This is a genomic window from Streptococcus sp. HJ1 (assembly GCF_052399005.1).
Classification (GTDB): Bacteria; Bacillota; Bacilli; order Lactobacillales; family Streptococcaceae; genus Streptococcus.
The window spans coordinates 235,480-254,926 of sequence record NZ_CP199005.1 but is presented as its reverse complement, the minus strand read 5'-3'; the positions used below and the strand labels follow the sequence as shown (position 1 = coordinate 254,926).

Below are 19,447 nucleotides of genomic sequence, written 5' to 3'. Positions count from 1 at the left end.
TTTATATATAAAATTTTTACACATATTTCTTGACAGGGCTTTCAACTTGAGATACAATATATTTGAAAAGAGTATATATAAAATTTTTATATAATATAAAGGAGGTTTCCCATGTACTTCCCAACATCCTCTGCCTTGATCGAGTTTCTCATCTTGGCTGTACTGGAGCAGGGGGATTCTTATGGTTATGAGATTAGTCAAACCATTAAGCTCATCGCCAATATCAAAGAATCTACGCTCTATCCCATTCTCAAAAAATTGGAAGCCAGTGGCTTTCTGACCACCTACTCTAGAGAGTTTCAGGGGCGTATGCGCAAATACTACTCCTTGACCAATCGGGGCGTAGAGCAGCTCGTTACTCTAAAGGAAGAGTGGACGCTCTATACCGACACCGTCAACGGCATCATAGAAGGGAGTATCCGCCATGACAAGAACTGACTATCTGACTCAGTTAGAAACCTATCTCCATAAACTGCCTGAAGCTGACCGCATCGAAGCTATGGACTACTTTAAGGAACTATTTGACGATGCAGGTCCAGAGGGCGAAGAGGAACTCATTGCCAGTCTGGGAACTCCAAAAGAAGCTGCCCATGATATCCTCTCTGATCTTCTCGATAAAAAAGTCAATGAAGCCCCTGCTCAAAAGAATGACCGTCAACTGCTACACATTGCCCTCCTGGCCCTGCTAGTAGCTCCTATCGGAATTCCGGTCGGGATCGGCATCCTCATGGCCATCATCGGTATTATTATCGCAGCCGTCTCCGTCATTTTAGCCTTCTTTACCGTCTCTGTGACGGGTATCCTGCTAGGTGGACTCTTTATCGTAGAGAGCTTTAGCGTCCTAGTCGAAGCCAAATCTGCCTTTATCTTGATTTTTGGGGCCGGTTTGCTTTCTATCGGTGCTTCTTCTCTTGTTCTACTGGGTATCTCCTATGTAGCTCGTTTCTTTGGCCTCCTAATCGTCCGCTTGGCACAATGGATTCTTAAAAAAGGAAAGAGAGGTGACAGACATGCGTAAATTGACAAAAGGATTTCTCATCTTTGGTGTGGTTTCTACAATCCTCGGTTTTATCATGATCATTGTAGGCGCGCAGTCCAATGGTATTCAAAGTTTACTTGCCATGTCAAAAGACCCCGTCTATGACAATCGTATCGAAGAAGTGACCTTTGGAAATGAAGTGGAAAAACTTGATTTGACCCTTGAAGAGCACAGCCTAACCATCACAGAGTCTGTAGATGACAAGATCCATATCACCTATCATCCTTCGGTGTCTGGTCGTCACGATCTGACTACTGGCATGAGTTACAAAACACTGACCGTCACTGACAAACAAGCCTCCCAACATCGCTTTCTAGGTTCAGGAATCGAAGGCCTACTTCGTATTGCCAGCAGTTATTCTCACCGTTTTGACGAAGTCATTCTCTCCCTCCCTAAAGGAAGAAGACTGCAAGCTATCACCGTCTCAGCCAATCGTGGACAAACCAATATTCGTCAAGCCAATCTTGAAAATGCGACAATCAAAACAAAAGGCTATCTCTTAAGACTAACTGAAAGTTCTATCAAGAACAGCACACTAACGACACCTCATATCATCAATATCTTTGATGCCGAATTGACAGATAGTCAGGTCAAGACGGAGGGAGCACACATCTATGCTGAAAATATCCAAGTTCACGGCAAGGTCGAGCTAGAGGCTCATTCAACTCTAAACCTCATTCTCTCCCAGAAAGAGACCGACCGTATCAATCTAGATATTTCTTCTCAGCATGGCGGTATCTATCGTAAACCCAAAGAAGAACATCGTGGACAAAAAGAGAATGAACTTGCCAACCCTTATAAAACGGAAAGAGCAGATATCAAGGACCTGCTCATTGCAAAAGCCAACCAGGATATCTACCTACCTAAAGAAGAGTACTCTTCTCCATCTAGAAACCATTGACAAAAACGCTTTCATCTGCTAGGCTAAAGATAGAAAACGACCATAAAAAGGAGGTTCCACCATGACACAAGAATGGTTTGAAAGTGCCGATCTTGAGAAGAAATCACCTCAGACAAAATCAGAAATCCAGCCCAACGAGCCTGAGACTTCAGAAACTGTGGAGACCGAACTACAAGTAAGCCAAGAAACATCTGTCTCACCTAAAGAGTCGGAAACGCATGAGGAGGAAACTCCCGAAATGACTGAGGAAACCCAAACCGAGGAAGAGGGAGAAGGGAAAACTGAAGAGGAACACAAGCAAGAAAACCCTGCAAAAGAGAAAAGTATCCTCAGCAAGGCTTTAGAAAGCCCCTATATCCCAGATATTGACCCTCGTAAAACAGCCAGATTCAAAGAAGAAATCGCACTGTTTTGGACTTGGCTGCTGGATGCTATCCAAGAACCAACTGCCAGCAAGAATACGGACCAAAAGCATCGTTACAGTGTCTTTGCCCTGCTCACCTTGCTGTCGTCAATCAACCTTTTCTTTAGTATCTATCATATCAAGCACCTCTACTACGGCTATATGGCCTCTATTGCCAATAGTTTACCTAACCAGCTCCCACCTTTAGATCTCTTTGCTGGACTTTCTATCTTGGTCGCTAGCGCTCTATTTTACTTTTCCATCATTTTGGGAGGCTTTACTGTCCGACGTGTACTGGACCAGGAGAGCGACTTCACATTCCAAGAAGCTTGCGATCGTTACAGCCGACTCTTTGCTATCCCGCTTGTCTTAACGGCTCTAGCAAGTTTCTTTGCACTTTTTGGCGGCTTGCGATTCGCTGGCATCCTCACTCTTCTAAGCATGACCATCTTTGCCCTTGGCAATCTCTTTGTGATTAGCAAGCCAAGTAAGGCTAGTAGCCTTGACCCATTTTATCGTTTCTTGCTAGCTGTCTTACTTGATGGCGCTATTCTCTTACCCTTCTTCATTGCAGAGCTCGCGCTGACAGTTGACTACCTTCGCATCCTGACATTCTTTTAACCAAAATCCCTGCCATTTGTTAATGACAGGGATTTTTATGTTTACTCTTTTTTTGAACCGTGTCTACTTGACGGCTGCCAATTCCTCAAAATTTTTTCCCAAAATGGCTTGTACTTCTAATTGATTGGCATCTAGTTGCTGATAAAATGCTTCTGGTAGCGACTCTAGGAATTTTTCATAATCCAAGCGAGCGATGGATTCATAGTCTTCTGCTTTGGACCCATCACCAGAAATCTTCACTAAATCAATCTCCCAAACAAGCTCCTTACCTGCCAGCTGCTCCGTATAAGGCACAGGTACAATGGGTTCTTTTGGCAAAATCGTCTTGACTCCTTGGGCTAGGTGATAGATACCGTGCACCTTGCCTTGAGCATCTGGGTAAAATTTCACACTGGCAAGGTAGGCATCAGAGCCTTGAACCTTCTTGACCAACTCTTCAAAATGTGCCAATCCATCCTCAGCCAAAAAGCTCTCGAGGTATTCCTTGTTGAGATAGATAGGTGACAAGAGCCCTTGGCAATATACTAAACGAACTGCCTTATCCGCTAAATATTGCTTGACCGTTTGTCGGAAATAAGCTTCAAAGTCAAAGTCTTCTAGCCCTTCTACCGCTTCCCCCAACTTGCCAGATAGGGCCTGGAGGAGAGTCTCTACAATCTCCCAGTCTGCTCTAGTAAGAAAATCTGGAATCACCACTTGATAACCTTTTCGACTATCCGCATAGTTCACCTTGAAGAGAAATTGCGACTGGCCTACAATCCCACACTCGATATACTCGAGACGATTGAGGGGCTGACGGAGATAGACCGCATCATAACTGTGTGACTCCAAGCCCTCCACCAAGGCCAAGATGGACTTGGCAGTCAAGACCTCCTGTTGTCCTAGAATACTTTCTTTATTTGGGATAAAAAATGTTTTCGCCATAACTGGCCTCCTTTGAAATCGTTTACATATAGTATAATCTATTTTCCTGAAAGATACAGAAACAAACTTTAGTTTTTTAGATATAAAGCATAGAAAAACAGCCCCTAAGGACTGTTTGATGTTATACAGTAGCGACTTGATCCAAGCTTTCACCGATAGCTGCTAGGCGCTCGATTACTTCTGCTTGTGTCAATTCATTTTCTGAGACGTAGCGGTTGCGTGGGTGAACACGGCACTCGTGTGAGCATCCACGAAGGTACTTGTCTTCATTTTCTTCTGATGTTAGGATACGACGGTTACAGAAGGGATTTCCACAGTTGACATAACGTTCACATGGTGTTCCATCAAACCAGTCTTTCCCTACGATGGTTGGGTTAACATGGTTAACATCGACGGCAATACGCTCGTCAAAGACGTACATTTTCCCATCCCAAAGCTCACCTTGAACTTCTGGGTCTTTACCGTAAGTTGCGATTCCTCCGTGCAATTGGCCGACATCTTTGTAGCCTTCACGAACCATCCAACCTGAGAATTTCTCACAGCGAACCCCACCTGTACAGTAAACCACGACACGCTTGTCCATGAATTTTTCCTTGTTGTCGCGGACCCACTGTGGTAACTCACGGAAGTTGCGGATGTCTGGGCGGATAGCCCCACGGAAATGTCCTAGGTCGTACTCATAATCGTTACGTGTGTCAAGGACAACTGTATCTTCGTCAAGAAGGGCTTCTTTGAACTCTTTTGGAGACAAGTAAGCACCTGTTGTTTCAAGTGGGTTGATGTCATTATCAAAGTCGTTGTCTTCCAAACCAAGGTGGACAATTTCTTTCTTGTAGCGAACAAACATCTTCTTAAAAGCTTGTTCACTTTCTTCGTCAATCTTGAACCAGAGGTCTTCCATGCCTGGGAGGCTGTGAACGTAGTCCATGTATTTTTGAGTTGTTTCGTAGTCACCTGAAACTGTTCCGTTGATTCCCTCGTCAGCGACTAGGATACGGCCTTTGAGGCCAATTGATTTACAGAAAGCCAAGTGGTCTGCAGCAAATTGCTCTGCATTTTCAATTGGAGTATAGAGGTAGTAAAGTAAGACACGAATATCTTTTGCCATAAGATTTGTTCTCTTTTCTATTCTTAAATTTTCAGAATTTTTCATTCAACTATACTAGTATACCCACTTGAGAAAACGAATGCAATTTATTTGACCGGAAATTGTTGAAAGAGTCCTACCCCTGCACTTCATCAGTAACCATAGCGAATCGCAGATAATTCTCTCAATTTTTTGATTTGCTTAGCTTGACTTTCTGACAAACCCAGCTTATTGTCAATCAACACACGTGAGATGTCAACGTTCATTTGGCTCAGAATAAATGGAGTAGAGGTTCCATCATCCTTTAATCGTTTTTTATAAATCACTAACTGATTTTTCAAGGGAGTAAGTTGAGGCGCAGCCTTTATATCTTCCAATAGATGATCAATGATGGTCATGGCTTCACAACGCCTTTCTCTACCTCCATCGAACCATTTTAATGGTGTCATACTCATTTCCCTCCTGAAATTCACTTATAAATTGAAAAACTATAATTCCTAACTCTCCAGCCAGTATTTTACCCAAACGCCCTATGTAAAAACGTCAGCAGAAATGGCAATGTCGCTACAATATTATTGATCACATGCACCGCATAGGAAGGATAAATGCTCTTGGTATAACGGGTCAAACCAGCAAAAATGATTCCAGATGTTGCAAAGACGAAGATATCTAACAGACTAGGAAGGCTTGAAAAATGAGGGAGAGCAAATAAAATGGACGGAAGAAGCAAATCAAGAGCAAATCTCGAATCTTTAAAAAAGGCGTGTTGCAGTAATCCTCTATAGATTAACTCTTCCATCAGTGGAATCAGAAAGAACAGGGCTATATAGATACCTAGCTCTGCAAAGTTAGTCCCACTATAACCAATCAATACAGCCCAACCTTCAGCAGTTGACTGAACATGTTTAGCTGTCTGAACGTTAAAAAAGATCTGGAGCACTACCACTAATACTGTCAAAATCGAATACCAAAGCCATTTTTCTCTTGGAATGCGAAAGAGATAACCATGGCCTGTCTTAACCAGAATCCAAATCATGACTCCGCTAAATAGCAAACTCAAGATATTTTGAATCCAGAAGAAATTGCCAATCTGGGAAGAAAATTGCCAATAGTTTTGGACAATAAGCGTCAGCTGGGAAAGGCCAAATACGAAAAATAGGTAAGAGAAGACAGCACTCATTTTGAAAAGAAGACGATATTTTTTCATAATAAATCCCCTATAGATGTATGTGTATCACATCGTATAAACCCTCAGAACCACTCTTTTCATTTTTACATCCTAAAAATCACTACCTCCCCTAGAGAACTAAGGAAGGCAGTGATCACATTTTTAGGAATTAGGAATGAATACACGAAATCAATCGAACTTATGATTTTTTGTTTTTCAAGAATTCGTCGTATTGTTTTTGCATTTCGTTCAATACTTTTTCGTAGGCACCTTCAGATTTCAATTTTTCCATCAATTCTGGGATTGCTTTATCTGGGTCTACAGTACCAGTGTTGATAGCTGTATCGAATTGTTGCATTGTGTTAGAAATTGCTGAGATTTCAGATTTCACATTGTCAGTGTTAAAGATAAATCCAAGTGCTGGAGATTCTTTAGCTTCTGCCAATTGTTTCTTAGAATCTTCGATTTGTTGATCTGTAACGTTTTCGTTGATGTAAAGAATCCAGTTGTTACCAGTGTTCCATCCACCCATGTGAGTATTTCCTTTGTAGCCATCAAGGACACGTACACGGTTTTCTTTACCTTGAATTTTTTCCCAGTTCTTGCCTTCTGGACCGTAAACAAGACCGTTCAAGAGTTCTGGGTTCGTGTTCAAGAGGTTCAACACTTCCATTGATTTTTCTTTGTTCTTAGAGTTGTTTGAGATGACAAAGTTAGCAACTTGTGTTGTTTGGTTTTTCTTGATAAAGTTAGTGATTGGTTTGATTTGGATATCTTTGTTAGCAACACGAGAGAGCAAACTGTTACCATAGTCAGCTGGTCCTACTGTTTCTTCACGAACAAACCAAGTATCTTGTTGAAGGTCAAATGAAGTGTCGCTTGTTGCTACGTCTTTTGGAATATACCCTTCTTCATAGAATTTGTGAAGAGTCTTCAAGTGTTCTTTGAAACGAGGCACTTCGTAACGGTTTACGATCTTAGTAGTGTCTCCTTCAAGGTCGATAACAAATGGAAGTCCGTTTGGTACTGGGTAGTCAAAGTTATCAGATGGGATAAAGTTCTTCGTAACCGCAAATGGTACTACATCTGGAGCTTTTTCTTTGATTTGTTTCAAGACTGGCTCAAGTGTTTCGTATGAAGTTACACCTGAAATATCGATACCGTATTTAGCAAGAAGAGTTCCGTTGAAGGCAAAGTTTTGAGATGATGCAACGTTAGCTGCAACTGGTACTGCATAGATCTTACCGTTTACAGTGTTCCCTTTGATGTAAGCTGGGTCAAGTGCTTTGTAAAGCTCTGCTCCTTCTTTTTTATACAATTCTGTTAAGTCAGCATAGGCACCTTTTTGAGCATTTACGACATAGTTAGATGCAAATGCGATATCATAGTTTTCACCAGATGATGTGATAACAGACATTTTCTTATCATAGTCACCCCATCCAAGGTATTGGATATCCAATTTAGCACCGACTTTTTCTTCGATGATTTTGTTTGCATTTTCTAGCAATTCATCCAAGTTGTCTGGTTTGTCACCGATTTGGTACATTTTGATTACAGGTTTTTCACCTGAAGTAGTATCTGCAGCTTTTTTGTTGTTACCTGTAAGGTTTCCACAGGCAGCAAGACTTGCAGCCAAAGCGACTACGCTAGCAGATGCAAAAGCATATTTTTTCCAGTTTTTCATGATAAAAACTCCTTTTTTTATTTTTAAACTTATAAACGATTTAATGATTTTAACTTCAGCCACTAAGATGAAGTTGGGAAGGGAGAAACGATGTTTCTCAGTAAGTCCTATTCTTTCACACCACCGATGGTCAAACCTTTTACAAAGTAGCGTTGGAAGAATGGATAGAGAATCGCGATTGGAAGGGTTGCAACGACAACCATGGCCATACGACCCGTTTCCTTTGGAAGAGCGACTCCCAGTTGACCAGAAAGACCGACTGCTTTGGCGATGTAGTCCATATTTTGTTGGATTTGCATGAGCAAATACTGTAATGGATACAAGTTGTCACTCTTGATGTAAAGAAGGGCGTTGAACCAGTCGTTCCAGAATCCAAGAGCTGTCAAAAGCGTGATGGTTGCGATACCTGGAAGTGACAATGGCAAACAAATCTGGAAGAAGATCCGAGCTTCACTGGCACCATCGATACGAGCAGATTCAAGAATGGCTTCTGGAATGGTCTTCTTGAAGAAGGAACGCATCAAAATGATGTTGAATGGTGAGAGAAGCATTGGAACAATCAAGGCCCAAACGGTATCACCCAGTTGAAGCAGGCGAGTGACCACAATATAGCCTGGTACCAAACCAGCATTGAACAACATACTAAGAAGAGCAAAGATCGTAAAGAATCTGCGGTACTTAAAGGTTGTACGTGAGATGGCGTAGGCATAAGTGGTTGTAATGAAGACGTTGGTCACTGTTCCGACCACGGTTACAAAAACTGAGATAAAGAGCGCTTGGAGGATCTTATCTTTAAACTGAGCTAGGAACTGGAATCCATCTACACCAAATTTCGAAGGGAAAAAGCTATATCCATACTGGAGGATGCTCTTTTCATCTGTCACCGAAATGATGATAACGAAGATAAAGGGCAAGATGCAAGAAAGAGCGATCAAACCAGAGATAATACTAAAGAAGATATCTGCTTTCTTACTGAAGGAGTGAATGCCGACATTATCGATTTTTTCTTTTTTAATTTTCTTTTCTGCCATATTCTCCTCCTTTCTAGAACAAAGCTGAGTTTGGATCAACTCGTCTTGCAAGCAAGTTTGATAGGATAACCAGTATCAAGCCGACAACGGATTGGTAAAGACCGGCTGCTGAAGCCATACCGATATCTGCTGTCTGAGTCAAACCATTAAAGACATATACGTCCAAAACGTTGGTTACATTGTAAAGCTGACCAGCATTGTGTGGGATTTGATAGAAGAGACCAAAGTCTGCACGGAAGATATTTCCGACTGCAAGGATGGTCAAGACTGTTACAAGCGGAGTCAACTGAGGAATGGTTACGTTGCGAATGCGTTGCCACTTGCTAGCCCCGTCCACTGTTGCTGCTTCGTAGTAGGTTGGATCAATTCCCATGATTGTCGCATAATACATGACACTGCTATATCCAAAGCCTTTCCAAATACCTAGGAAAAGGAGAAGATATGGCCAAATGCCTAAGTCAGCGTAGAAGTTGACTTCCTTCATGCCAATGGATGTTAGGAAATGGTTGAAGACCCCTTTGTCAATGTTTAGGAAGGCATCTGTAAAGAAACTGATGATAACCCATGACAGGAAGTAAGGGAACAACATAGACGTTTGGAAAATTTTAACCATTCTCTTAGAGCGAAGCTCGCTGAGGATGATGGCAATCCCTACTGATACAATCAAACCGATAAAGATAAAGCCGAGATTGTAAAGAACGGTATTTCGAGTGATGATAAAGGCATCTTTTGAACTAAACAAGAATCTGAAATTATCTAACCCGACCCATTTACTATTCACAATACTATCTATGAAACCATTACTGGTCATATGGTAGTCTTTAAAGGCGACCACATTCCCAAATACTGGAATGTAAAAGAATAGAATCAACCAGAGTGCCCCTGGTAAAACCATCAAGAGAAAGATCCAGTTATCTCTCAAGGTCTTTGAAAACTTTTTCATAATTTCCTCCCTTTTTATTCCTAAAAACTGATTTCATCGAATTTTTAGGTTTGATAACGATTACATTATTAGTATACTCCTATTTGAAGGCTAGGTTAAACTACTAATTATAGAAAAAACTCCACAAATTATTTTTTGTGGAGAAGTTTTTTATAAGAAATAGGTTTCACGAGAAACACTCTGAACAAGGGACACTGTTCTTGTTTTTATACTCAATGAAAATCAAAGAGCAAACTAGTAAGCTAGCCGCAGGCTGCTAAAAGCACTGCTTTGAGGTTGCAGATAAAACTGACGAGGTCAGTAACATCTATACGGCAAGGCGAAGCTGACGTGGTTTGAAGAGATTTTCGAAGAGTATTAAGTCGTATAAATCGTTGAAGCTGTCGCAATGGTATGCCACTGATTGGCTGTTGTGGCTGCGAAGTCCTTGTCTGCGTAGAAGTCAGTAAATGGTAGGATTTCAACTTCTAGCTCGTCGATGCGATCAATCTGCTCAGACAGATAGGCTTCGATACGGCTTTCTGCTCGTTTGATACGTTGCAAAAGTCCGCCCATACGGATATCGACTGTATCCAAGCCAAAGATCTTATTCTCTTTTAACCATTGGTGGCTAAAGAGCTTGTGGAAGGTTTCAATCTCACTTCTGAGTTTTGGCAATTCTTCCCGAGCGATTTGTTGCAAACTCTCTTTATCACCTGCTTGATAGGCTTGACGAATGTGGCGACCTACATCCACCTTGCTACTTAAAATCTGGTTCAACTGGGCCTGAGTTTCAAAGAGATAAGCATAATTTCCTGCTTTTTCTTTAATTTCAGCAAGCGTCTCAGCTGCCTGAGCAAAGTGTGGTTTGTCCTGTTCAGGTGTCATGTGTCTATCAAGAATAGGACAGAGAACATCCTGATACAAAACATAGCGGTTGGGATTGATACCACTGAGATTGCCTGGCAAGTCTGGCAAGAGATTGGCAAGGTCAACCTGCATAAAGTCCTCAACTGATAGACCTGTATTGGTCTTGAAGTGAGCAGACAGACGGTCTAGGTCATTGCTGTAGCTGAGTTCTGCCCAGATTTGCAAGCTTGGCAGGATAGAAAACTGGGCAGTTTCCCCACCATTATCCCCCCAACCCGTTACAATGACTTCTTTGATGTCATTAGCACGACAGGCTTTGTTGGCTTCAAGAGCAATAAGACGGCTGAAATGGTTGTTGGGTGTGAAACCGATCCACTTCCAAGCACCACCTGCAAAGGCAAGGTCATGACTAATCTTGTGATGGTTGCGGAAGTTGCGGTTGTATTTTTCCTCGCTATCCTGATAATAGTCCCAGTAAACCAAGGTTACACGGTCTTTGAGACGATCTAGGTAGACACGAGTTTCCTCAGGAATCTCCACATCGCGATCGTACTGGCCATCTGCTGACATGAGTTTGAAGAACATATCACTCCACATCTGACAATGGAAACCATACTTGTCAGCAATATCTAATACGCGCTCCAAGTGTTGGCACATGAGGAGACTACGGTCCACAACACCGTTCAAAATGAGGTAACGTCCCAAACCAACCAAGTGGGCTTCGTCCATCCCGATATTAACCTTGCGAGTCTGCAGTTTAGATAGAGTGGCAAACATGCCATCAATCAGGTCATAAACCTTTTCTTCGCCAATAAGGAGAATGTCCTCCACATCACGGAGTTCTTGCACTTCCTTAACACCCCATTTGACAAAGGCTGACAAGTGGGCCAAGGTCTGGATGCAAGGCACAAAGGTCATGTCAAACTGCTGGGCGTAGGCTTCGATTTCCTGTAACTCTTCAGCTGAATAAGCTCCACGGAAGTAACCAAAGTAAGGTTGCCCCTCAATCTGGTAGGTGTCTTCCATATAAAGCTCAAATGTTGAGTAGCCCATGAGAGCCAAGACCTCAATCATCTGCTTGGCAGAAGCGACATTCAAAACTGCATTTCGAGAACAGTCTGCCATATAGGCCAACTCTTCATAAGCTGCCTTCTCTTCAATCGCTACTTTGTCACCTTCTGCTAGAGCTGTTGCCAACAAGGACAAGGCGCGATAGAGTTGGTGAGGTTTGCGATAGGTTAGTTGATAATGTCCACCTTCACCCTTGATAGAGATAGAGGCTTGGTCAGACTGAGCGACTACAACTTCCACATCTGGTAAAGAGATATGTTTTGTCAGCAAGTCGATTGCCTGAGTTTGTTTGGGACTAAGTCCTGTAAATGTTACCACTGGTTTTCCTCCTGTAGCCAGTTGACAAGGGCACCGTAGAGATTAGCATCTGCATAATAGGTGCAGGCTTGGATAACTGGTGCGACCGTATATTCTTCGTAGGTTTCAACAAATGCATCAACAGCTTTTTTGACGCCTTGGATAAACTCTGGATTTTGACTGATAGAGCCTCCCAGACTAATGACATCTGGATCGATCAGATACTGGATATTGAGCAAGCCTTGCGCCAAATTGCGGTTCATGCGCTCAATAGCTTCTTGGCAAAGGGCATTTCCTGTTGCAGCTTCTTGGTAAATCTTGCGACCATCCCAGTCAGTCTGACCAGATTTTTCAATTACGTAGCGAACCATATTTCCTGTAGAGGCTAGTAGCGACCAGTTGTTGAGTTTTTCAGCTGGTTCAATGGTTGTCATGTAGCCAAATTCTCCACCCAAGCCGTGTCGACCACGGTGAAGTTTTCCATTGATAATCATGGCCCCACCGATTCCTGTACCAATCACGACACAGGCTGCATTTTCAATCTCTGGATGTGCTAGCAGTTCACTCAGTCCAACACAGTTGGCATCATTTTCTAGATGGACAGGTAGCTGATGATGAGCAAGAGCCTCATACCAAGAAAAGCCATGGATGTAAGGTACAGCACTGATTCCCTCAATCACACCTGTTTCTTGATTGACCGCGCCTGGAACGCTCATAGCAATGCCCTTATAATCTTGCTCTGACAGACGTTGGTCTAGCCAAGTCAGTAAATCCTCCAAACTTTCTGGCGTTGGAGTACTTGTCTTATCTAGTATTTTTCCATCGGAAGTTAGACTAGCAAATTTTATACCGGTCCCTCCGATATCAATGGTTGCAATGATCATTGTTCTTTACCGTAAAAAGGGGCGAATCAGCAGTTAGCCCTTACTTTTTCGCCCCTCCTTTCTATCTCATAGTATTAGTTATAGAACACTTTAAAACTGTTAAATGTCTTCTTTTTTGATCAATTCTGTGCGAATCTCTTGTGGTGCTAAGAGTTCTGAATGAACGGGGTATGGTCGTTCAAGCAAGTCCAAAATGGTTTGTTGCTGCTCTGATATACGCACATTTTCTTGACTCATATTGTAGTAACGAAGTACATACCCTTCTTCATTTTCAGCTACCTTAAAGGCTGTTGGGCAGACTTGTGGTAAGCTGAGCGCCGCATGGCTCAAGAGGCTGCCAGTCGCTGCCACACTTCCTTCTTGTTTAGCGACCTGAAGACTAGTGAATAGTGTTTGAAAGGCTTTGGCACGACGGAAAGCGGAGAAGCGTTCCCCTGCTTGGTGGCACTCAAGTGTAAACTCAACTTCAAACTCACGCAAGCACTGAGCCTCTGGTGTCGGGAAGTAACCCCAGTCACCTAACTCACCTGAGGCACGAAGAATGGTCACGGCAATGGTATCGTCTCCAAGGATTTCATACTCATGCAATCCTTTATTTGCCACCGTCACTCCTTTTTCATCATCATAAAGGCTGACAAAGGCTTGTTGGTGTTGTGGATTTTCAGGATTTTCCCAAGAAGCAGCTGGTTTGTTTGGTCTTGTCACCACCTCATAGATGCTTTCAGAGTCATTGCTTGGACGAGTGTTATGAGTCTTAACCAAGAGACGGATACGGTGGTCCTTAGCGGTGTTGGTAAAGCGAGTCTTGAAACGGATTTGTGGATTGTCAACAAAGACGGTCATCTCTGTTTCCAGAGGAAGGGTTGTCAATTCTTCTGAGCGCCCAGCTTCACGCGTCATAAACTCGATAATGCCTCTTTGTTCTCCATCCAGTTTTTCGTCTGCACTTACTGGAATTGTCAATTCATGTTTGAGCAAAATCTTGGCAAAACGAGCTGTATTTTCCAAGACCTCATAGCCTTTCAGCTCGGCGTAGATAGGTTCTGTTCCTTTTGGTTGGAAATAGATGTACTCGTTTCCGATGTCACCACGGTCTTCAAAGCGAACAACATCCTCATAAGCTTCATGAGTTGTCTTGTCGTAGACTGTGATAGTATCATCCACACTGACCGTTACAAATGGCGTATCAATCACTCCGTTTTGGTAAATACCGTCACGGTGTTCTTGTTCTCCTTCAAGCAATTGGAAGGTTGTCCAAGAAAGTGGTGCTAAGTGAACAGGCACTGTCACGCGCACTTGTCGAGCGATACGAGCCTGACGGAACTTGTCTTTTGGCAAATCATACTCAAAATTAGCTCCCAGATCTTCGATTTTCGCTTCTATAGCATGTCCTTCCAAGTCTTCGACACGGTAGTTTGGCAAGGTCAAGGCTGCCATTTTCTTGTAGCCTTCTGTTGGGTGCAATTCTTTGAAATCACAAACCGCCACATCAATAACTGTGCTGACAGTGTCAACCTTGTCATGCAAGCCTGTGTTGATGACCGTAAAGAGATGGTCGCTTTGGGCTTCGTGGGTTGCAATTTTACCCTTCCACTCGTTGAGAAGATTGGTCTTAACGAAGTTTCCGACTTGGTTGACCTTGGCAAAACGTGTTTCCATCTCACGGTGAACCTCGTCCATGCTACAGCCACAGATACTGTCATGTGGCGCATTTTGTAGAAGGACTTTCCAAGCATAGGTCAACTGGTCCTTGTGGTTGTGCCCACCAGTGATGACCGTTAATGGCTCCACTACTTGTTCTAGGAGGTTGCTATTTTCTTGGAAAGCTTGTTTGAGGTAAATACGGGATGAAGAAGTGTTAGCAAGTGTATACCAACCGTCTGTTTCTTGACTGGTCAACTCACCCGTAACGGTAGATAGTTGCTCAGGTAGAGCACTTTCTACTGCATGAACATAGTCATCAAAGGAACTATGCACAAAAGTCACATCTGGGAAGAGTTCATTGGCCACACGAATGGCTTCGCTCAGATTGCGCTGTACAGGCTGGTGGTCACAGCCGTTCATCATCAACCATTGGTTGGTCGAAGCATAGTCACGCACGTCTGACAATTTTTGTTTCCAGAAGGTCAGGGCTTCATCCTTATCAACTGGAATTTCATTTCCATTACTGTACCAGTTGGCAAAGAGGATACCGAGAACACGACTTCCGTCTGCACCCTGCCAGTACATTTCTGAAAATTGGGAAGTAAACTGCTCATCTTCGAGGACTTGGTTGTCAAATCCAATCGGCTTCACACCACGCCCAAAAGCTGCCACGTGAATGCCTGATTTCTGAAGGATTTGAGGAGCTTGTCCCATATTTCCAAAGGTATCTGGGAAGTAACCAATCTGAGTGGATTTGCCCCATTTTGCACATTCTGCTTGACCAATCAAGGTATTGCGGACGTTGGCTTCACTTGAAATCAAGTAATCATCCTGCAAGATGTAAAAGGGACCAATTTTGAGTTTGCCTTCGTCAATGTAACGTTGGACCTTGTCGCGATTTTCAGGGCGAATTTCCAAATAGTCATCGAGGACAATGGTTTGGCCATCCAAGTGGAAACTCTTGAACTCAGGGTCATTTTCAAAAAGGTCAAAAAGATTATCAAATAATTCCACCAACTGCATACGGTGGCTTTCAAAAGGTAAGTACCACTCACGGTCCCAGTGACTATGTGAGATAATATGTACAACAACATTTTCCATGAAGTAAAACCTCATTCTAAATTTAAATTTTAACGTTTTAAATGTAAAGGTGTGATTCTGACACGAATCGGTGAAACTAAAGCGAGCTCCTTATACTCAATAAAAATCAAAGAGCAAACTAAGAAGCTAGCCGCAGTCTGCTCAAAGCACTGCTTTGAGGTTGTGGATAGAACTGATGAAGTCAGTAACCATACCTACGGCAAGGCGAAGCTGACGTGGTTTGAAGAGATTTTCGAAGAGCATTAGCGGATATCTAGATAATCCAAGACTAATTCACAGAACATCATGTTGGCCCAAGAGAACCATTCACGAGAGTAGAGAGTTGGGTCGTCCACGTGGAAGCTTTCGTGCATAACACCTGTGCCACCATCGCAAGCAACGAGCTGATCGAGCAAGAATTTCTTCTCTGCCTTATCTCTTGTTGTCAAGCCTTGGATAGAGAGGGCAATGGGCCAGATATAGCGATAGAAGGTATGAGAACTTCCGAGACCGCTAGCGTATTCTCCTTGGTAGAAGTATGGATTTTCAGGGCTCAGAATGGTCCGACGAGTTGCTTGGTAAACCTCATCGTCAATGTCGCAGTAGCCCAGATAAGGCGCAGCCAACAAACTTGGTACGTTTGGGTCATCCATGATGCTAGCATTCCCTAAACCATCCACTTCAAAGGCGTAAATCTTTTCGCCCTTGCTGTTAGTGGTGTAAGCGTAGTTTTCGATTCCTTCTTGGATTTCAGCTTGCAGGCGTTTAGCGTCTTCCACGATGTTTTGGCTATCAGCTAGGTCTAGTTCTGCAAAGATTTCTTGCACATAACCCAAGACTACTACCGCAAACATATTGGACGGAATCAAATAGCTATACTGACAGCAGTCATCACTCGGTCGGAAAGCTGACCAGGTCATACCTGTCACTGCAAAATCAGGTCCAAATCCATCATTTACCAAGGTGTCTTCCTTGCGGTCCGTATCACGGACAAAACGATAAGGTGAATTGTTGTGGTCTTGCTCCACTGTCCATAGATGAAGAATTTCCTTGGTCGCTGCGACAAAAGTCTCATCAAACTGACTGGTCTCGCCAGTCTCTTTCCAAAGGAGATAAGCCAACTGCAAAGGATAGCAAAGCGAGTCCACCTCATACTTGCGTTCCCAAATCCAACCATTAAGGTCGGTATGGTCAGTCTCGTGGTGGCCCTTCCAGTTTTCCTCAATGTTAAAGGAGTTGGCATAAGGATCTTTGAGTACTAGGGTCATTTGACGCTTGACCAAACCTGCAATGGTCTGACGCAAGAGAGGATCTTTTTTTGCCACATGCAGGTAGGGTCTAAGTTGGGCTGTCGAATCCCGAAGCCACATGGCAGGAATATCCCCTGTGAGTACAAAGGTTGAACCATCTTCTAGGATCTCAACCGTATTGTCCAAGGTGTCTGTATAGCAACGCTCAAAGACATCCACCCACTCCGGATGGTCCTTAGCCCGCTCTGCTACTTCATCCAGCCATTCTCTAACAATTTCTTTCGAATAAATCATCGTGCAGTTTCCTCTTTCAAACAAGTTTCATGTTCAGTATATAGTTTTTGAGACAGAAAATACATACACAAATGATAGTCATTTTTCTACAAAATTGCTTACTTTCGAACCCCATATCTAAAGGTCTCATTTTTCTGATATAATGTAGAAAAACAGCTAAAGGAAAGACTATGAAAACACTACTTGAAACCATCGATACCCGCTTTGGGACTGCCAGCAAACACGCCTTTTCTCGAGGAAATACCCTGCCCTACACGGGCGTCCCTTTCGGGATGAATTATTTTGTGCCTCAGACCAGTGACCAGGAGGGAGCTTGGTTTTTCGATCCGCATCTGCCCATTTTTCAAGGGATTCGATTAACCCACCAACCCAGTCCTTGGATTGGGGACTACTCTTGGCTCCTTCTGACACCTGTTACAGGCCAGCTAGGTGGAGACAGCCTCTTTCACCGTCAATCCTCCTATGATATGGATAAGGCCTCTTTCCAGCCTCATTATCTGAAGATTTTCTCCCTGCGCTATCAGATTGGAACCCAGCTCACACCGACTTGCTATGGCGCTTCTATTCGTTTGGAGCAAAAGCAAGGCAAAGCTCTCTCCCTCTATCTTCACACAGCAGATGAACTGACAGTGGAGCAAGTAGATAAGCGGACTCTAGCCCTGCGTCAAGAGGGAAAAACAGAGACCAACAAAAATCCGCTGATACTGTTTACTGCTTTACAAATGAATACGGATATTCTTGCTATCACACAAGAAGAGGGAGACTGGCGAATTGACTTAGCAAGCAGTCAAGCCGAGATTCAACTAGCGACTTCCTTTATTTCTCCTTCTCAAGCGCTATTTAATCTACCTCAAACGGACTTTGATAGCTGTAAAGCAAATGCCCAAGCAGACTGGGAAAATCTCCTCCACCGTTTTGATATCGTGGAGACAGGGGAAGCCGACCGAATCTTCTTTGATCACTGCCTCTACAGACTCTTCCTCTTCCCACAGACATTTTATGAGGTGAACGAGTCAGGGCAGAACATCCACATGGATTTGTCTACTAGTACTGTCAAGCCTGGTGTCCTCTTTAGCAACAATGGTTTCTGGGATACCTTCCGCACCACCTTTCCCCTCTTTGCCCTTATCATACCGGAACACTATCACCGCTTTCTAGAAGGTTTCCTCAATAGCTACCGCGATACTGGATTCCTTCCAAAGTGGCTGGCTCCAGACGAGCGTGGTATGATGCCTGGTACCCTTTTAGATGGTATTATCGCAGATAGCGCCTGCAAGGACATGGCTCCTGACTTGGAAGAAGAACTCCTCCAAGCTATGCTGGAGACAGCCACCAAGTCCGATCCTCTCGGCATCAATGGTCGCCACGGACTAACCCAATACCAAGAGCTGGGCTACCTCTCTACCGACCACTACGAAAGCGTCAGCCATACTCTAGACTACGCCTATAGTGACTTTTGTATCGCCAACTGTGCCGAAAAGCTTGGTCAGAATGACATCGCGGAAACTTATAGAACTGCGTCTCAAAATTACCGTCATCTATTTGATGCTGAAACAGGTTACATGCGAGCGCGAGATCGTCAAGGCAACTTCCGTCCTGACTTCTCTCCCTATAGTTGGGGACGCGACTACGCCGAATGCTCTGCCATTCAAGCGACTTTAGGTGTCCTCCATGACATCCCAGGTTTGCGTCAACTCATGGGTGGAAAAGAAGACTTCAGCCACTATCTTTTGAAAGCCTGTCAAGATGCTCCCCTCTTTGAGACGACTGGCTATGGTTACGAGATTCACGAGATGAGCGAGATGGCTACCGCTCCTTTTGGGCAAATCGCCATTTCCAACCAGCCTAGCTTCCACATTCCTTATCTCTTCCGCTACAGCGACTACCCTGACTATACCGCTCTTCTCATCAAGACGCTACGTCAGAAAGCCTTTCACCCCAGCTGGCAAGCCTATCCTGGCGATGAGGACAATGGCAGTCTCTCTGCTTGGTATATCTGGTCAGCTCTTGGATTCTACCCGACCTGTCCAGGCAAACCAAGTTACGATCTCGGAATTCCTCTCTTTGACCATCTCCGTATCTACCTGGCTAAGGAAAATAAATGGCTGGATATCCATACCAAGCAAAACCACAGCCACTTCAACTTTGTCAAAGAATGCCGATTGGACAAGGTGCCAGTATCTAGCATTCAACACCAAGACCTTTTGAAAGCTGAGCAACTGACCTTCACCCTCAGCTGGCTACCAAATCACTCCTAACCAAAAGAACCTTTGCATC

At 43.6% G+C, this 19,447-nt stretch carries 16 protein-coding genes; 5 read left to right on the top strand and 11 right to left on the bottom strand.

Annotated features, from left to right (window positions below; genetic code table 11):
• Nucleotides 1-111: 111 nt before the first annotated feature.
• The 4 genes from ACT17O_RS01295 to ACT17O_RS01280 all read left to right on the top strand — a co-directional run bounded on the left by ACT17O_RS01295 (nt 112) and on the right by ACT17O_RS01280 (nt 2,964).
• Nucleotides 112-438, top strand: a complete 327-nt coding sequence (locus ACT17O_RS01295) for a PadR family transcriptional regulator (RefSeq protein WP_000273860.1) — start codon at nt 112-114, stop codon at nt 436-438.
• Nucleotides 425-1,018 carry a DUF1700 domain-containing protein gene (locus ACT17O_RS01290; RefSeq protein ID WP_000198645.1) on the top strand — a complete coding sequence of 198 codons (594 nt, stop codon included), beginning with the start codon at nt 425-427 and terminating at the stop codon, nt 1,016-1,018. The genes ACT17O_RS01295 and ACT17O_RS01290 overlap by 14 nt, the downstream gene beginning before the upstream one ends.
• Nucleotides 1,011-1,940 carry a DUF4097 family beta strand repeat-containing protein gene (locus ACT17O_RS01285; RefSeq protein WP_001229041.1) on the top strand — a complete coding sequence of 310 codons (930 nt, stop codon included), beginning with the start codon at nt 1,011-1,013 and terminating at the stop codon, nt 1,938-1,940. The genes ACT17O_RS01290 and ACT17O_RS01285 overlap by 8 nt, the downstream gene beginning before the upstream one ends.
• Before the next feature lie 61 nt (nt 1,941-2,001).
• Nucleotides 2,002-2,964 carry a DUF6574 domain-containing protein gene (locus ACT17O_RS01280; RefSeq protein WP_042767613.1) on the top strand — a complete coding sequence of 321 codons (963 nt, stop codon included), beginning with the start codon at nt 2,002-2,004 and terminating at the stop codon, nt 2,962-2,964.
• A 63-nt stretch (nt 2,965-3,027) separates the two neighbouring features.
• On the opposite strand, the gene ACT17O_RS01275 is transcribed toward ACT17O_RS01280, so the two are convergent.
• The 11 genes from ACT17O_RS01275 to ACT17O_RS01225 form a co-directional block, all read right to left on the bottom strand.
• Entirely contained in the window at nt 3,028-3,888 is an 861-nt protein-coding gene (locus tag ACT17O_RS01275) for a DUF4299 family protein (protein ID WP_444817567.1), read from the bottom strand.
• 121 nt (nt 3,889-4,009) lie between these two features.
• Nucleotides 4,010-4,996 (bottom strand): oxygen-dependent tRNA uridine(34) hydroxylase TrhO, encoded by a 987-nt coding sequence (trhO, locus tag ACT17O_RS01270; protein ID WP_001030023.1) that lies wholly within the window; start codon nt 4,994-4,996, stop codon nt 4,010-4,012.
• Between the two features lie 131 nt (nt 4,997-5,127).
• On the bottom strand, nt 5,128-5,424 hold the full coding sequence (locus tag ACT17O_RS01265) for a bacteriocin immunity protein (RefSeq protein ID WP_049477587.1): 297 nt from the start codon (nt 5,422-5,424) through the stop codon (nt 5,128-5,130).
• A gap of 68 nt (nt 5,425-5,492) precedes the next feature.
• Nucleotides 5,493-6,182 carry a CPBP family intramembrane glutamic endopeptidase gene (locus tag ACT17O_RS01260; RefSeq protein ID WP_049477588.1) on the bottom strand — a complete coding sequence of 230 codons (690 nt, stop codon included), beginning with the start codon at nt 6,180-6,182 and terminating at the stop codon, nt 5,493-5,495.
• Between the two features lie 160 nt (nt 6,183-6,342).
• Nucleotides 6,343-7,827 (bottom strand): ABC transporter substrate-binding protein, encoded by a 1,485-nt coding sequence (locus ACT17O_RS01255; RefSeq protein ID WP_049520552.1) that lies wholly within the window; start codon nt 7,825-7,827, stop codon nt 6,343-6,345.
• A 107-nt stretch (nt 7,828-7,934) separates the two neighbouring features.
• Nucleotides 7,935-8,858, bottom strand: a complete 924-nt coding sequence (locus tag ACT17O_RS01250) for a carbohydrate ABC transporter permease (protein WP_000818344.1) — start codon at nt 8,856-8,858, stop codon at nt 7,935-7,937.
• 13 nt (nt 8,859-8,871) lie between these two features.
• A complete protein-coding gene (locus ACT17O_RS01245; protein ID WP_000714584.1) occupies nt 8,872-9,801 on the bottom strand; it encodes an ABC transporter permease in 930 nt (309 codons plus the stop codon).
• Nucleotides 9,802-10,158: 357 nt separating this feature from the next.
• The gene (locus ACT17O_RS01240; RefSeq protein WP_444817566.1) at nt 10,159-12,039 is read right to left on the bottom strand and encodes a beta-N-acetylhexosaminidase; all 1,881 of its coding nucleotides are present in this window, start codon (nt 12,037-12,039) and stop codon (nt 10,159-10,161) included.
• Nucleotides 12,033-12,902 carry an ROK family protein gene (locus ACT17O_RS01235; protein WP_444817565.1) on the bottom strand — a complete coding sequence of 290 codons (870 nt, stop codon included), beginning with the start codon at nt 12,900-12,902 and terminating at the stop codon, nt 12,033-12,035. The genes ACT17O_RS01240 and ACT17O_RS01235 overlap by 7 nt, the downstream gene beginning before the upstream one ends.
• A 99-nt stretch (nt 12,903-13,001) precedes the next feature.
• Nucleotides 13,002-15,647 carry an alpha-mannosidase gene (locus ACT17O_RS01230; protein ID WP_444817564.1) on the bottom strand — a complete coding sequence of 882 codons (2,646 nt, stop codon included), beginning with the start codon at nt 15,645-15,647 and terminating at the stop codon, nt 13,002-13,004.
• 242 nt (nt 15,648-15,889) lie between these two features.
• The gene (locus ACT17O_RS01225) at nt 15,890-17,170 is read right to left on the bottom strand and encodes a glycoside hydrolase family 125 protein (protein ID WP_444817563.1); all 1,281 of its coding nucleotides are present in this window, start codon (nt 17,168-17,170) and stop codon (nt 15,890-15,892) included.
• Between the two features lie 170 nt (nt 17,171-17,340).
• Here ACT17O_RS01225 and ACT17O_RS01220 point away from each other — a divergent pair, with 170 nt between their 5' ends.
• A complete protein-coding gene (locus ACT17O_RS01220; RefSeq protein WP_444817562.1) occupies nt 17,341-19,428 on the top strand; it encodes a GH92 family glycosyl hydrolase in 2,088 nt (695 codons plus the stop codon).
• The last annotated feature ends 19 nt before the right edge of the window (nt 19,429-19,447 follow it).